Raw genomic sequence first — 16562 nt, 5'->3', positions numbered from 1 at the left:
CATGTACAAGGTGATGATCGTTGAGGATGAAATGCTGGTTCGCATCGGACTGAAAAATTCCGTCGAATGGAGCAAATTCGGGTTGGAGGTTACCGCCGATTTCCCTGATGGCCTGGCTGCATGGGATTATTATGAACGCGAGAAACCCGACGTGGTCATTACCGATATCAGTATGCCCAGAATGGATGGCATGGAATTAATATCCAATATTCGCAAGCAAGATAAACAAACCCGTGTGGTGGTGCTTTCATGCCTGGAGGAGTTTGAACTGGCTCGTAAAGCACTGGCACTGGATGTATCAAGCTATATTTTGAAGCTGACCATGACGGAAGAAGAGATTGAGCAGGTGCTGACAGGTGTCAGGGAAGAGCTGGACCAGCAGCAGAGCCAGGTCAATGTTCAGGGCAGAACAGGTTCTGCCACACCCGACATGGAGCTGGTGAAGGAGAAGATGTTTAAGGACTTTATGTTCTATCGCATCTTTTCCACCGACGAATTTGCAAGGTTTGTTACGGAGAGCGGTTTGCGACTTTCACCTGTTCGGCTGGTTGTCTGTGTTATGGAAGTGGACCGTTATTTTTCGCTCAAGGAGCGTTTTCGGGATGAGCATGGTCATCTGGTGAAGATGTCGCTATTGAACATTCTGAGTGAGATCATGTCCGGATATAAACGTGGTGAAGCCGTTCAGATTAATGATCGGCATTACGCACTGGTGCTGCATTTTGCAGATATGCTGTCTGAACAAGCGATCGTGCAGGAGATTCGTCAGCTGCTTGACCATATCCAGAATACAATCCGTCATTATTTCAACAGCACCGTTTCATTCGGGGTCAGCAGCGTGAACGGAGGTTATGATTCACTTCCCAGACAATATGCCGAAGCACAGCGGGCTTTGCAGCGCAAGTTTATTACCGGCCCGGGCCAGCAGCATCAGGGAAGCGACTGTGCTGACCGATCAGGCGTGCTTGCACGCGTTGAGCAAATCCGGCAGCATACTGATATAAGAGAACTGCTCCCGCCGCTGAAGCAGAAGGAATATGATGCATTTCTGGATGAGATTGAGGGCGGCATGTGTGAAGATCGCAAAACGCTGGAAATTACAATCTATCAGTTCGTTCAATGGATTAATACACATGTCTATGATCATAACAATGAAAAGACGCTGCTGCTCAGCATGACCGAGAAGTTAGAGACATGTGATACGATGCCGGATATGCTGGATCAGATTGTCATATATATGGATTCTCTGGTTGAATTAATTCGCAAGCGCTTACAAATGAGTGATGAGATTACCCGTGCGATCGAGTACATCAAACGCCATTATACTGAAAATATTAGCTTGCAGATGGTCGCAGACTATATTGGTTTAAGTCAAGGTTATCTGAGTAACCTGTTTCGCAAAGAGCTTCAGATCACGTATATTGATTACGTCAATCGTTACCGTATTGAACGAGCGAAGGAACTGCTTGCGCAGAGTCAGATGCGTTCCTCCGATGTACCGGCCCTTGTCGGTTTTTCGCCTGAATATACGTATTTCAGCAAGGTGTTCAAAAAAATTACGGGTCTCAATCCGAATGAATACCGCAGGCAGACTACACTTAGAGACAAGAGGGTGCAGGAGCAATGAAGAACCCCCTCCGTTCTTTGTTTATGTCGAGACAACTTAGGACCCAGCTCATTCTTTATATCATGATCATCAGCCTCGCCGTCATGGCGGGGGCTTCTTATTTTATTTATTCATTTATGCAAAATATGATTAAAATCCAGAATGAACGACTGTTATATCAGCAGTTCCAGCAGCTTGACCATAATATTGGGGGGCTGGTTACAGAGATTGATCGTTTATCGATGCTGTTTTTGCGCGACGATCATATTCAGCGGTTTTTGTACAAAATTTCAGAGAAAACGGAAGAGGAATTTCTGGAGTCCAAAAACGATGTGCAGCGGGTCATTGCGGATTTTATTGATAACTACAATTATATTGATTCCATATACATCACGGCTAACAATCTTGGCGCCGTAGGCGGAAGTCAAAAGCGAACATTGGTCTACGACAGGGAAGCATGGCAGCAAAGCTTTTTCACCTCCGAGCCCTTTCGTCAAACGATAGAGCAGTACCCGCACCTGATTATGCATTCCGGGATCAAAAAATCATTCTATAACCCGTATCTCACGGGTAAAGACGACGGTTATTTAATCAGCCTGATGCGGGGAACACGTGCCATCTATGATCCAACCACGAGTGCTACATTAATTATTAACATTGACGAGCGTTATCTGTCCTCCATCTATTCCACCGCACTGAACCGGGAAGAAGGAGACATGTATATCGCGAGTGCTGATGGCAAGGTTGTGTCTGCTAGTGAAGCCGATCGGGTGGGAACGAAGAGTCACTTCAAACCCGGTACCGATCTGGCGGATGGTGCTTATGGAAGTCTGGATGATGAAAAGGCGGGGCGCAGCATGCAGGTGGTGTATTATAAGCTGCATAACGGCGGCTGGTATCTGCTCAAAGAGATTCCGCTCAGCCAGTACGCAGATCAGATTGTGGGTGTTCAGCGTATGCTTATGCTGGTGTTTATCGTTAGTGTGCTGGCCATCTTTGTTGCTTCCTTTTTTTGGCTTCGCAAAATCATTAAACCGCTCAATCAATTATCCGGCAAAATGAAGGATATGAGTCGTGGTGAACTCGGAGTCACCGTAGACCATGTTCCTAATAATGAGCTGGGTACCGTGATCCGCCGTTTTAACGAGATGTCACTTAGCATGGTGGAGCTGGTAGAGAAAAACAATGAGATCCAGGAAAAGAAAAGGGAGCTTGAACTGGAGGCGCTGCAGTACCAGATTAATCCGCATTTTCTCTATAATACACTGAATATGATCCGCTGGATGGCTGTTATTGTTAAGGCGGATAACATTGTGCATACGATTGTGGCCTTGGGTAATATTTTACGTCCTGTGTTCTCCAGTAAAGATTCCATGTGCACACTGCGGGATGAACTGTCATATCTGGATAACTATTTGAAAATCATCAATATGCGCTTTAACAACAACATTACGTTCACAATGGATGTGGACGAGCAGTGGATGGACTGCCAGGTTCCGCGCTTTATCCTGCAACCGCTGGTGGAGAACTCCATTGCATCGGGAAGACAGAGCGAAGAATTCGCCATTCAGATCCAGATCAGGGCTGAAGGAGACGAGCAACGCCTCGTATTAAGTGTTACCGATTCCGGAGTGGGTATGGATCAGCACACCCTCGAACAATTAAATGAGAAGCTGGCGAAGGAGGAGTCGCCCAAATCAACTGTTGGCGGCAGCGGCATTGGACTCCATAACGTGAATAAACGAATTCGCTTATATTATGGCTCCGATTATGGCATTCACTTTGTTCCGGCTGAACAAGGTGCACAGGTGATTGTGATCTTGCCCGTTCATCGATGATGATAAGCATGCCCTTATGAGTCTGCCTTGAAGGCAGTTCATAAGGGCATTTTTGTATCGATGGACCTTGTTTTTTTGTTCAAGCATCAGCTTAAAATTGTTCAAGTGAGCTTGCGTGCCTATCGTATTTTTTTCAACCAGATCAGGGGAACTTTCATCCAATCGTTTTCAGGAAAGCGCTATCATATGAATAAGCCCAAACGAAAGCCTACGCACAAAGGAGAAATTCATATGCAACGAACCGAAACTCTGAACAGCCGCGCGGTCAGGAAGGCCAGCAAGCTGAATCGCAAGGACGGCATACACCTGCTGCTGCTTGCCACTCCATTTGTACTGTTTACACTTGCCTTCAGTTACGTTCCACTATTCGGATGGATCTATGCGTTTTTTGATTACAAACCTGGTATTCCGCTGCAGCAGACTCCGTTTCTCGGATTGGAAAACTTCCGCAATATGTTTGATGATCCGCGAATGGGACCTGTACTTGCCAATACGCTGGCACTCAGTCTGTTGTCCATAGCAACAGCACCTGTACCGATGCTGCTGGCTATTCTGATCTCGGAGGTACGCTCCGGCTGGTTTAAACGGCTGGTGCAGACGGTATCTACATTGCCGAATTATATCAGCTGGATTATCGTGTTCTCACTGGCCTTCAGCATGTTCAGCACGGAAGGTGCAGTCAATTCCATTATGATGAAAACAGGAATCGGCAATCCACCTGTGGACGTCCTGGGAAACTATGACCGTGTGTGGACTGTGCAGACCTTGCTGTTATTATGGAAATCTGCAGGATGGAGCGCGATTATCTATCTCGCAGCGATTGTCGGTATAGATAGTGAGCAATACGATGCAGCGAAGGTAGACGGCGCAGGGCGTATGCGTACAATCTGGCACATTACACTGCCAAGCATCATGCCAACCTTTATCGTGCTCTTGCTGCTCTCGGTCAGCAACCTGCTCTCGGCAGGATTCGAGCAGTATCTCGTTTTCAGTAACGTGATGATTGCGGACCGCATTGAAGTGCTTGATCTTTATGTATACCGGCTTGGTCTGGTGACCGGCGACTATTCATATTCCACAGCGGTGGGCATATTCAAGACCGTCATCAGTGTTCTGCTGCTCTTCAGTGTTAACATTTTATCCAAGAAGGTTCGCGGTCAAGGCATCGTCTGAATCGCAGGGAAAGGAGCAAAAAAGAGATGCGTACACAACCCTCAGGAGAGACGCTTCGTCCCAGCCGCCATATGGACTGGAAAGACCTTACGTTTACTCTGTTTAACTACATTTTGTTATCTATGCTGGTTATTATCACGATCTATCCGTTCTACTACATCCTCATCTATTCCATCAGTGATCCGATTGAGGTCCAGAAAGGGGTATACTTCTGGCCTTCAGGCTTCTCGCTGGAAGCCTACAAAGCAACGGTGCAGTTACCGGGCATTATGGACGCGGCCTTGGTCAGCGTCTCCCGTACGGTGCTCGGAACTTTGATTACGGTGTTCAGCTGCTCGTTCTTTGCCTATCTGATTACCAAGGAAGAGATGCCGTATCGTAAAATAATTTACCGTTTTGTCCTGATTACGATGTATTTTAACGCCGGCTTTATCCCGTGGTATCTGACCATGAAGGCTTATGGTTTGCAAAATAATTTTCTGCTCTATATCATCCCCAGTGCGATGTCGGGCTTTAACATTATTTTGATCAAAACGTTTATTGAACAGCTGCCCGCCTCTCTGGAGGAATCGGCAAAGATTGACGGGGCCGGATATTTCCGAATCTACCGCAGCATTATATTCCCGCTCTCGATGCCGATCATCGCCACCATTGCCGTCTTTTCTGCGGTGGGACAATGGAACACCTGGTTTGATAACTTTTTCCTTGTAGAGAATCCGAAGCTGCAAACGCTGCAGCTGGTATTGTATAACTTCCTGAACCAGTCGAGTAATTTGTCCAATATGACAACCGAGGAGCTGACTCGCGGGGACGTAGTCCGAACATTAACCCCACAGTCGATCCGCATGACCATTACGATGCTGGTTACGCTGCCGATTGTGCTGGTCTACCCGATGCTGCAGCGTTATTTCGTTAAAGGCATCATGATGGGTGCAGTTAAAGGGTAAGCCCGGCAAGGCTGGTAGGGGTAAATATGCTGCAGCAGATTGGATTATCCGGCCTTAGGCCGATAATTATAGAAGAAGAAAATCAGGAGGGTTATGACATGAGAACTAAAAAAACGTTCCGCCGAGTAATGGCAATGCTCATGATGACGTCTTTGCTGCTTGCAGCCTGCACAGGCGGAAGCACAGGAACCGGTCAGACAGGGACCGGGGAAACGGGTTCATCAGGCACTGGCTCAAGCAAAGACCTTGTCACGCTTCGTGTGCTTATTATGGAAACGGGTTCCAAGTGGAACTCACAGCAAAACAATGAGGTAGCACAAGCCATTGCCGAGAAAATAGGGGTCAAGATTGAATACGTTGAAGCGGACGAGAATAAATTCAATGTATTGCTTGCTGGCGGTGATCTCCCTGACCTGGTACGTACAGATGTAAATAAATATCAAAAACAGCTGATAGAAGGCGATCTGATTGTTCCTATGGATGAGCTGCTTGCGAAATCCGGTAAAGATATAACAGCCAATATCCCGACGGTTGTGGATTACAGCAAAAAGAACTGGAGTAACGGCACGGGCAAGCTCTATTTCCTGCCGCCGCAAGTACAGTCCAAACCGGGCACATCCATTGCGCCAATCACCATTGGACCAACAATTCGCTGGGACTGGTACAAAGAGATTGGCACACCTGAAATCGCTACGATGGACGATCTGCTGGACGTTGTCGGCAAAATCGTAGAAAAACATCCGACGACGGAGGACGGCAAAAAGGTATACGGCGTATCGATGTGGCAGGATTGGGGACTATGGCCTTACACCATTCCACCGATCATCTTCACTGAAAGTGTAAGTGCTACGAGTGACCTGACAGCCTCCAAAGTTGGCGGCAGCGACTTCATCAGCAATCTGACCGATGAATCCTCCAACTTCTGGACCGCAATAGACTTCTATAATAAAGCGCAGCGACGTGGATTGCTTGATCCGGATTCCCTGACGATGAAAAACAACGACTACATGGCAAAGGCAACAGCAGGACAGATTGTTGTGGGTCCAGCAACCTGGGCGATGGGTGATTTCAATGCCCAGCATGCAAGTGAAGGCAAAGGATATCTTGTTGTACCTGCAGGTAAACTTGCCTGGACAGGAGCAGTAAATCCGCTCGGATGGCAGGATAAAGCCTACAGCATCTCCAAAACGTCTAAAAATCCTGAAAAAGCAATGGAATTCTTGAATTATATTTACTCTTATGAAGGTGCACGGACCATGTACAACGGTGTAGAAGGAAAACACTGGAAGATGGTTGATGGCAAACCGGCACTGACCGATGAAACACTTGCGCTGAAAGCAGCAGGCGGCGCACCTTACGAAGCAACAGGACTTTCGCTGGATCGCAACATTATTGGTCTTGGCGGAGACATGCTGAATCCGAACGACAAAATGCCAGTGGACCTTTTCACCTCAGAGGAATCATTATCCAAGGCCGCTACACCGCTTGAAAAGGATTTTGCCCAGCATTACGGCGCTTCTTACTCTGGAGAGGTATTCAAAAAGCTGATTGATGAAGGCAAGCTGAATACGTTTACGACATGGATGAACGGCATGACGGATGAAGAGATCGTCAAACGCAACACGGTTCCAGGTGTAACCCTGGATGACAAACTGAAAAAGCAGGAAGCCGAGCTGAAAGAACTGGCAGCGCGTGAAGCAGCGAAGGTCATTCTTTCCAAAGATGAGCAGTCCTTTGCAGCCAATAAACAAGCTGCGCTTGCAGCATTCAAAAAAGCCGGAGCAGACGAATTTACAGCTTGGTATAACGGTGAAGTGCAGCGGCTTCGCAAAGCTCACGGACTGTAAAACAGCTTGACCGAAATAGAAGGGCATGATGCGGGGAGCTAAAGCTGTGGAGTTTTAGCTCCTTTTTTTTGAACCATACAGGGAATGGGAGCGGATGTATACATGGATCAAACTCTGTCAACTGGCGGGAGGGAGCTGCCGAGCAAGGAAAATGAAAACGGTGCAGGTCATTTCGGGTGGCGGGCTTCCTGGATATGGGGAGGGCATGACGAATGGCCCCGCAATGAATGGCGCTGTTTTCGCAAGGAATTCATTTTGCAGCAGTGGGACTCTGGAAGTGCAGAGGTCACAATTACGGCAGATGCCAGATATGTATTGTATGTCAATGGTGTGTTATGCGGAAGAGGGCCGAATCGTTCCTGGCCGTTTGAACTGAATTACCGTGTACATGAAGTTGGACATTTGCTTCGCCCCGGCTCTAACATACTGGCTGTATTGGTAATCAGCTATGGTGTCGCTACCTTCAATTATCTACCCGGAAGAGGAGGGCTTTTGGCTCAATTGGAGCAGATTCATCCTCAGAGAGAGGAAGGCATTTTTCCAAGAGAGCTAATCGTTGCAACAGATGCCTCCTGGATAACGGCTCCGTATGCCGGATATGAGCGGAAGGTTTCGCGGATGTCCTGTCAGCTTGGTTTTACGGAGCAGATGGACGCAAGGCAATGGGAGCATGAATGGTTTGGAACAGAGGCGATGCCATATACCGAGGAGCAGGGCTGGACAGCTGCGCGGGTGATCGGAAGACCCGGAGATGCACCATGGACGAAGCTGATCGGGAGTGATATTCCCGAACTTACAGAGCAAGAAGTATGGCCTGTGCGGGTGGAATCGTTAAAAGAGATCTCTCTTGTATCCTGGACTCATGTGCTGGACGTGCGAGAAGCGATGGAGCCAGATAGCAGGATGCACGCGAACCCGGTATCCTTTGCAGGTTATGCCGCAGCGGTCATACATGCAAGTATCGGAGCAGAGGCGGTGATCGGACTATTCAGCGCGTTCCATGCAATTCGGGGGTTAACACTTAACGGAGTTTACTATGCCACCGAAGGGATGGAGGGGGAGAAACCTCGCCGTTTGCAGCGGGTCAGACTGGAGAAAGGAGACAATCTGCTGCTGATTGAGCTGGCCGGCCCGGATCATGGCGGCGGATTGCATATCGGGATTGATTGTGAAGCTGCATTTACTGTAACAGCGCCAGCCCTTGATGAAACGAGCGTGGGTGAATCCCCCTTTGTGCTTGTAGGGCCGTTTGCAACGCTTGTACACGTAGACCACCAGCCAAACCATAGTCCGCTTCGCCACTATCAGGGATTTGGCGGCAGCAGGCCCTTGGACGGCAGTGATTTTCCAAATGCGGATGTGTATGAACAGTGCCGCAGATTGGCTTCACCTTCGGAATTGATAGCATATCGGGAATGGATAAAACCGTTTCCTGAAATGTTAAGCGCTGATACTTCCATTTTTACGTCCAGCATATGGAAAAGAAATGAACAATCGCGTCCCGTCACATCTGTTATACAGCAGGTTTGCTTCGCCAATCGGTCAGCGGCCATCATTCCCGCAATGATTGAGGGAAAAGGCACTGAACTGATTATAGATTTCGGGCGTGAATGGTCAGGTTATCTGAGATTGGATGTAGACGCACCGAAAGGTGCTGTTATTGATGCCTACGGTTTCGAGTATATGGATGGCGGGTTGCGGCAGGACACCTTCGGGGTTGATAACACACTGCGCTATATTTGCCGTGAAGGCAGACAAAGCTATGCATCTCCTGTACGGCGCGGCCTTCGGTATCTGATGCTTACGATCCACGGGAACACCGGACCGCTGCGGCTGTTTAGTGCCAATCTGGTGCAGAGCAACTATCCGGTGGTCGAGATTGGACGCTTCCACAGCTCCGATCCGCTCTTGAATGATATTTGGGAGATCAGCAAACATACAACCCGGCTATGCATGGAGGATACATTTGTGGACTGCCCGGCTTACGAGCAGGTTTTCTGGGTTGGTGACAGCCGAAATGAAGCGCTGGTTAACTATTATGTATTTGGTGCAACGGACATCGTTAAACATTGTCTTGAACTCGTGCCTGGCTCCAGCAAACAGACACCGCTTTATGTGAATCAGGTGCCCAGCGGATGGAGCAGTGTCATTCCGAACTGGACGTTTTTCTGGATAACGGCCTGTCTCGAGTACACACGTCATACGGGAAACAGGAATTTTGCAGCGCAAATCTGGCCCAAGGTGAAATACACACTTGATCATTTTCTTCAGCATATTGATGAGCGGGGGCTGTTATCCATACACGCATGGAATCTGCTTGACTGGGCCCCGATGGAGCAGCCTAATGATGGGACGGTTACCCATCAAAATGTCATTCTGGTACGTACGCTGGCGGATGCAGCACGATTGGCTGAGCTCGCTGGATGTGAAGAGCAGGCCGTGTATTACGACTCCATGTCCCAGCATTTGTCTTGTGCCATCAACAAACACCTGTGGAATGAGGAACGTCAGGCTTTTATCGACTGCATTCATGCTAACGGTTCACCATCCAGCACATTTAGTATGCAGACCCAGGTGATGGCATTGATTACGGGAGTTGCCGCTGATGAGCGCAAGGAGAAGCTTGCCGCGTATCTGACTTCACCACCGGATGATTTTGTAGCGATTGGAAGTCCGTTTATGACGTTCTTTTATTATGAAGCGCTAGTGCTGATGGGTCAGACCGATATGCTGCTTCGGGATATGCGTGAGAAGTTTGGCGAGATGGTGAAACATGAGGCGACAACCTGCTGGGAAATGTATCCGGGATTCAAGGAGAACAGACCGAGTTCTAAAGATCTGACACGCAGTCATTGCCATGCCTGGTCAGCTGCGGCAGGGTACTTTTTAGGCGCTGTTGTACTCGGGGTTCGACCTGCTGCTGACGGCTGGACCGCTATTCGGGTCGCACCGCAGCCCGGCGATCTGCAATGGGCCAAGGGAGCGGTACCCCTTCCCAAGAACGGAAGAATTGATGTGAAGTGGGAGATTCGTGAGGAGTCAGGTGAATCTGTTTTCAAATTGGAGGTTGTGGCTCCAAAAGAAATTGAGGTTGTTATGGAAGTGCCCCAAGGATATCATCCTGTGCTCGTACACAGAACATATTGAGATCATGAAGCTGGAACGACAGCCTACAGAACATGAATGGAGTGTGCACACGATGACAAACATCTCGTATTACCATTCATCAAAAGGGAAGCGATTTCTGGACGAAATCCAGGATGAGGTTTATGCGCGCTCTTCGCTCCACGGCGACGCATGGGTGGAGATGGACAGCCGTATGCCTGTCCGCAAAATAAACAGTGAAATGCAGCCTGTCACGAAAAATCAGGAACAAGGTTCACCCGTTGAAAATAACATGCTCCCTTCAGAAGATTCATTGCTGCTGTTCGGTACCTGGCGAATGAAGGGAGGAGAAGCCGCTGATCATGGTGATCCTTCCCCCTCCACGGGCTGGTTTGGACGAAAAGCCAAAGCAAGTGAAGGCATGCGAGAGCGTTGGTATGAGCCTGGTCATGCTCGGAAGGATTGGCTGGAGGTTCAGGTTCCCACCACGGTACAGCAGGCGCTCGTCGATCTTGGAGCCATGCATGATCCGCACTGGAATACCAACACGATAGATGAACTTGAACAGCATGGCACCCCGCAGGAAACCCCGGTCTGGTTCCGCAGAACACGTGTGGAATGCATGGAATGGTGGTTTGCAACAACGTTTGAGCTGCCTGCCATGTGGGAGGGAAGACGGCTTTCCTTACAGTTTGACGGCATAGATTACTCAGGAACAGTGTTTCTCAATGGCATATCACTTGGACATCATCAGGGCATGTTTGGCGGTCCGATGCTCGATATTACAGGTCTGGTGCGATCGAATGAAGCCAATGTGCTTGTTGTTCGTATTGATCCGGCGCCCCAAAGCTGGAATGGTCTCATGAAACCAAGCCCAGGCTTTGGCTGGCATTACGGTCATCTGATCTCTCTTGGCATCTGGAAGGATGTGAGGGTTACAGCTCATGCCGATATTGCCCTGATTGATCCCTATGTTACAACGTTATCCTGTACGCCCGATGAAGCACGGCTTCAACTGGAATTTACAACCGAAAGCAGCCTGACAGAGCACGCTCATATCACGATTGAAGGTTTAATTCAGCTGAAAAATGTGAATTCCAATTCGTCTGCCCGAAGTGCAAACGATTCTGCCGATCCAATTGCAGATGAAAGGCTGACCTGCGATGATCATCGGTTCACCTGTTCAATTGAGGTTGCCTATGGGAGAAGTAAATTCAGTACAGTGCTTGCCATCAGCAATCCGAATATATGGTGGCCCTCGGGATACGGCGATCAACCGCTTTATGAGCTTGTGTTAGGGGCTACTCACTGCAGACACCAACATATAAATATGGGCACCGGGAATTCTGCACATGAAATGGGTTCGAGTTTTACTTCTACGATCGAATCAGGTATTCAGAAGGCTGAGTCACAGGAACAGGCCGTTCGCGTAAGAGAAGCTCGAACTACTTTTGGGATTCGCACGATCAAGATGCGGCCTATGAGAGGCGCTAAGCCCGAAACCGATTATCGTTGGCAGTTTGTGATCAATGGCGAGCCAATGTTTATCAAGGGGGCTAATTGGTGCTGGCCTGATGTTATGCTGACGCGGAAGGAAGGTCAGTATGAACGCCTGCTTGAGCTGGCTCGAAGAGGGCATGTGCAGATGCTTCGGGCATGGGGCGGCGGATTGGTGGAAAGAGATGAATTTTATGACTTGTGTGATCAGAAAGGCATTATGGTATACCAGGAATTCCCGCTTTGCTGGGGACCGCCTGACGCTCCCTTGACAGATCTCGGTGTCATTGACCGTCAGACCGTGCTTTCGGTTAAACGGTTGCGGAATCATGCTTCCTTGATCATGTGGGGTGGAGGCAATGAGAATGGTGCACATGGCGGGGCGGATGAAGGTCTTTTTCTGGTTGGCAAGCGCTGCCGCGAGTATGACCCGTCACGTCCGTTCCACCGAACCGATCCATGGGCAGGGAGTGCGCATAACTGGAATGTCTACCATGGCGGTGAACCGCTGGATGAAGCAACGCTCGCGATGCCGTCCGTGTTCTATGGCGAATTTGGAATCCCGAGCCAGACCAATGTCTCCAGTTGCTTGCGGTATATGCCGGAAGAAGCGTTATCCTCTTTTCCGCCGACCGAAGAGAGCAGGGGGTGGAAGGCCCATTTTCATCAGTTTAGCCTGAAGGATGTCATCAAAGTCATGCGTTATGCAGCATATGGTCCGATTCGGAGCTGGCAGGATTACATCACCTATTCACAGACCGCGCAAGGTGACGGGATTCGTTTTACTGCTGATCTGCAGCGTGCAGGAGCGGGAAAGGACAAGAGCGGCTTCTGGTATTACAAATTCACGGATTGCTTTCCTGGACATTCATGGGCAGTGATTGACTATTACGGCACAGCCAAGCTCTCCTACTATCGGGCAAAGCAGGCTTCTCGTCCGCAAAATGCTTTTGTTACCGTTTCCAGACTGGAAGGCTGGCAAGCGGGCGATTTGTTTCAGGCAGGGCTTCATCTGGCGAATGATTCGCTTGAGACACTTGCAGATGCAACGGTTCAGGTCAAGATGTACAACAGCCAGCTTGCTGAAATAATGGCGTGCAATTACCCATCTTTAACAGTATCACCAGGGCAGGTGACTCTTATTGAAACGCTGGAAGTCTGTCTGCCGGAAGCTTCAGCCATTCAGCCGTTCCTAATCCACATAGCTCTTCGTGCAGAAGATGGAGAGTTGATCGCAGATCAGTGGTACTGGTTTAATGCCCAGCCGAAGACAGCAGAGCTGCTGACCTTCGAGCAGGAGCACCGTCATGATGCCAACGAATACTCCGGTGCCGAGGCAGAGCGTGCTTTCAGGTTGTATAGAGAACTCTCCAATGCACCGATGCGTGAACTGCCTTCTACCACGCTGGAATGGTTTATGCTGACCGAACACGACAAGGGAGGTTACATTGTCGTTCGCAATACAGGGAGCGTGCCTGCGATTCGAGTAATGGTGCACCATTTTCCCGATGAATGGAGCAGTTACCTGGACGATAATGATTTTGGACTATCTCCAGGCGAAGAACGGTGGATTGCTTATGAAGCGTTGGCCGATACGAGTTTGCATGAAGTGACCATAAGTGCCTGGAATGCACCTGAGGTGACGCGAAGCATGCAGAAACACAAAGCACATCCTTTGCGCCAAAGCTGACTGACAGGAGGGAGCAGCAAGATGACATCAATGAAGATAACTGGAGCAAGCGGAACATCGGAAAAGACTGGAGACGCAGAACGGGTAGCGGTGAGCGAATGGGTAACGTTGGCCCAAGAGCCAGTTGAGCTGGCGAAGAGGTATGAAAATAAATCGAAGCCATGGCTTGCCCGGTGGATTACCCGTTCGGCATGTGATGCTGCTGAATGGACCTCATATCAGGTTGAGGTGATTGTTTGTGTGGAAACTGGCGGTGCTTCATTTCTGTTTGGTTATCAGGATGAGCAGCATCATTGTGGTGTTGAACTCTGTTGCAATCTGAACGAGCAGGAAACAGAACATTCTTCGCATGCCCGTCATTCCTTAATGAACATTTATCGTATTGAGGAAGGTGTACATCATACATTGGGGGAATTTCGTTTACCTCAAAACGCAGAGCAATCGGCGTACATGCGACTCAAGATCAATACAATCGGAGATGATTGGCAGATTACGATTAATGAACAGCAAACGTATGGCTGCAAGGCAGCTTCTGATCGGGGGAGGATTGGTTTTCGGACAAAAGACGGACAGAAGGCTATATTTCGTGATTTGAAGCTCACAGGCTCCGATGGCCGCGTGTTATATTCCAACCGCTTTTATGATCCACAGACCACTCATTGTTCAGCAGGGACCATCCATGCTTCAGGGAACGGATTGGTGCTAGAAGAGAATATGCTGTCTATCTGCAGCACCCCGGTACCGGTAGACAGTCCATTGTTTCGTAAAACAATAGTCTTGCCCTCACCACCGATTGAAGCCAGATTACGCATATATTCACTGGGGTGGTACGAACTTTATATCAATGGCGAGCGTTCCGATCATCGCGTTCTGGCTCCAGCCAACACGCCGTACAAACAAAGAATGCTTTATGACACATATGACGTAACGGAATTGCTCCATGAGAAGGAAAATGTACTCGGTGTGTGGCTAGGGAACGGCTACTATTTTAATTATTCCCGTTGGGGGTGGAAATGGAATCGGGATAAAGCGCTGATCCTGCAGCTTGACCTCCGCTTCGAGGATGGTAGCACGCAGACCATTGTCACGGACGAATCCTGGTCGTGTGCCCCGAGTCCGATTCTTGCCAATGATATCTATGACGGGGAGTTCTATGATGCCCGTTTAGAGTATAACGGCTGGAACCGTCCCGGTTTTATTACCAATGATGATTGGTCAAACGCTGTAACAGCTGATTCGCCTGAAGGCGAGCTTGTAGAAAATCATCAGCCTCCCATTACCACTTTTACACCGCTGAAACCGGTAGCTGTCTTTCATCCCCGTCCCGGTGTCAATGTCTACGATTTTGGACAGAACATCGCAGGATGGGCTCGAATACAAGTAAAAGGCCGTGCAGGAAGTGAAGTGAGACTGAGATACAGTGAACTTGTGGATGAAACAGGTGATATTGACCCCTGGACGAATCGAAATGCCAAAGCAGCCGACACTTATATTCTCCGTGGAGATGGCGAAGAGCGTTATGAACCGCGCTTCACGTATCATGGCTTTCGGTATGTAGAGGTCAGCGCAGGATCAAGCCGGGTTTCGATTGAGGCTGTTTCGATTCATACCGATGTTGAACAGACAGGAACTTTTGAGAGTTCGGATGAAAGGCTTAACCAACTGTACCGCAACATTCGCTGGTCCTATCTCAATAATCTGATGAGCATCCCGACGGACTGTTGTCAGCGTGATGAACGTACCCCTTGTCTCATGGATTCTGCGGTCGTGGAGGAATCAGGCATGCACCACTTCAATATGCAGCGTTATTACCGCAAATGGCTGGATGATATTGAAGACAGCATGACCAATCCCGACTGGAGCGGAGACAAGGTTTCGCTTCCATGGTATCTCTATCAGCATTATAACGATCTTGACGCATTAAGCCGCAGTTATCCATCCATGAAGGCATACATAGACCATTTGCATGAGAAGTGGCCTGAGCATGTGGTAAAGGACGGCTTTGGTGACTGGTGTCCTCCTAACGAGGATGGCTGGGAGAACTATTTTCATGAGGTAGAGCTGGTGAATACCAGTGTGTATTACAAAATAACTTCGATTACTGCCGAAGCAGCAGCTGTTTTAGGCATCGATTCAGACCTCCATTATTACAGGAAATTGGCTGATCATATCAATCAAGCCTTCCAGCGTCGCTTCCATTCAGGTGACGGCATCTACGGCAGCGGCTCACAGACCGCTCAGCTTCTGCCGCTTGCCTACGGCATGGTACCCGTAAAGCAACGCGTTTCTGCCGTGAACAGGCTGGTACAATCCATTGCGGAGAAAAACGGGCACCTCGGTACAGGCATTTACGGTACAAGATACGTGTTGGATGTACTGGCAGATTACGGTCACATCGATGTGGCCTATGCACTTCTAAGCAAAAAAGAATACCCGGGGTTTGGATATCAGATTGAACGCGGAGCCACAACACTGTGGGAGCAGTGGAGTGAGAAGGGCGGGATGCATTCCCATGATCATGCCATGTTCGGGGGGATCAGTGCCTCTTTTTACACAAGACTGGCGGGCATAAGACCGGATGCTCCAGGGTATCAGAAAATATGGATTGAGCCTTGTATTCCGTCCAAGCTGAATGCCGTTAGTGCTTCGCTTAGAACGACATATGGTCTTATATCTTCCTCCTGGAAGAAACAGGATGCAGGGCTTCAACTTCAGGTGGAAATTCCAGAAGGAACGACGGCTACACTTGTGCTTCCCTCGGTTATGGCTTCGGCAGCAAAGCTGTCGCGTATTCACGAGCTGGCCCCGGGTCGACATCATTTTACTCTATCTTTTCAAGTTGAGTGAATTAGCGTAATT

General features: G+C 49.0%; 8 protein-coding genes. All 8 read left to right on the top strand.

The window, feature by feature from the left end; all coding sequences use genetic code 11:
• The first annotated feature begins 1 nt into the window (after position 1).
• Complete coding sequence (locus IEW26_RS09005; RefSeq protein WP_188592130.1) at positions 2–1627, top strand: response regulator; 1626 nt, start codon at positions 2–4, stop codon at positions 1625–1627.
• Positions 1624–3444 (top strand): sensor histidine kinase, encoded by a 1821-nt coding sequence (locus IEW26_RS09000; protein WP_229729754.1) that lies wholly within the window; start codon positions 1624–1626, stop codon positions 3442–3444. The genes IEW26_RS09005 and IEW26_RS09000 overlap by 4 nt, the downstream gene beginning before the upstream one ends.
• A 231-nt stretch (positions 3445–3675) precedes the next feature.
• Positions 3676–4617, top strand: coding sequence for an ABC transporter permease (locus IEW26_RS08995; RefSeq protein ID WP_188592128.1), 942 nt, complete (start codon positions 3676–3678; stop codon positions 4615–4617).
• Between the two features lie 26 nt (positions 4618–4643).
• Positions 4644–5564: a carbohydrate ABC transporter permease gene (locus IEW26_RS08990; protein ID WP_229729753.1), complete on the top strand. Its 921-nt coding sequence runs from the start codon at positions 4644–4646 to the stop codon at positions 5562–5564.
• 98 nt (positions 5565–5662) lie between these two features.
• Positions 5663–7411 (top strand): extracellular solute-binding protein, encoded by a 1749-nt coding sequence (locus IEW26_RS08985; RefSeq protein ID WP_188592127.1) that lies wholly within the window; start codon positions 5663–5665, stop codon positions 7409–7411.
• A gap of 102 nt (positions 7412–7513) precedes the next feature.
• The gene (locus IEW26_RS08980; protein WP_188592126.1) at positions 7514–10558 is read left to right on the top strand and encodes a family 78 glycoside hydrolase catalytic domain; all 3045 of its coding nucleotides are present in this window, start codon (positions 7514–7516) and stop codon (positions 10556–10558) included.
• A 52-nt stretch (positions 10559–10610) separates the two neighbouring features.
• Positions 10611–13703: a glycoside hydrolase family 2 protein gene (locus IEW26_RS08975; RefSeq protein ID WP_229729752.1), complete on the top strand. Its 3093-nt coding sequence runs from the start codon at positions 10611–10613 to the stop codon at positions 13701–13703.
• Positions 13704–13724: 21 nt separating this feature from the next.
• Positions 13725–16550, top strand: coding sequence for a family 78 glycoside hydrolase catalytic domain (locus IEW26_RS08970; RefSeq protein ID WP_188592124.1), 2826 nt, complete (start codon positions 13725–13727; stop codon positions 16548–16550).
• The last annotated feature ends 12 nt before the right edge of the window (positions 16551–16562 follow it).

The organism is Paenibacillus silvae (assembly GCF_014639235.1).
Classification (GTDB): Bacteria; Bacillota; Bacilli; order Paenibacillales; family Paenibacillaceae; genus Paenibacillus; species Paenibacillus silvae.
This window is presented reverse-complemented; position numbering and strand designations above follow the sequence as displayed.

Excerpts from the sequence above, each read along its gene's own strand:
- IEW26_RS09005 (WP_188592130.1), top strand. The coding sequence starts at position 2 with ATGTACAAGGTGATGATCGTTGAGGATGAAATGCTGGTTCGCATCGGA.
- IEW26_RS09000 (WP_229729754.1), top strand. The coding sequence starts at position 1,624 with ATGAAGAACCCCCTCCGTTCTTTGTTTATGTCGAGACAACTTAGGACC.
- IEW26_RS08995 (WP_188592128.1), top strand. The coding sequence starts at position 3,676 with ATGCAACGAACCGAAACTCTGAACAGCCGCGCGGTCAGGAAGGCCAGC.
- IEW26_RS08990 (WP_229729753.1), top strand. The coding sequence starts at position 4,644 with ATGCGTACACAACCCTCAGGAGAGACGCTTCGTCCCAGCCGCCATATG.
- IEW26_RS08985 (WP_188592127.1), top strand. The coding sequence starts at position 5,663 with ATGAGAACTAAAAAAACGTTCCGCCGAGTAATGGCAATGCTCATGATG.
- IEW26_RS08980 (WP_188592126.1), top strand. The coding sequence starts at position 7,514 with ATGGATCAAACTCTGTCAACTGGCGGGAGGGAGCTGCCGAGCAAGGAA.
- IEW26_RS08975 (WP_229729752.1), top strand. The coding sequence starts at position 10,611 with ATGACAAACATCTCGTATTACCATTCATCAAAAGGGAAGCGATTTCTG.
- IEW26_RS08970 (WP_188592124.1), top strand. The coding sequence starts at position 13,725 with ATGACATCAATGAAGATAACTGGAGCAAGCGGAACATCGGAAAAGACT.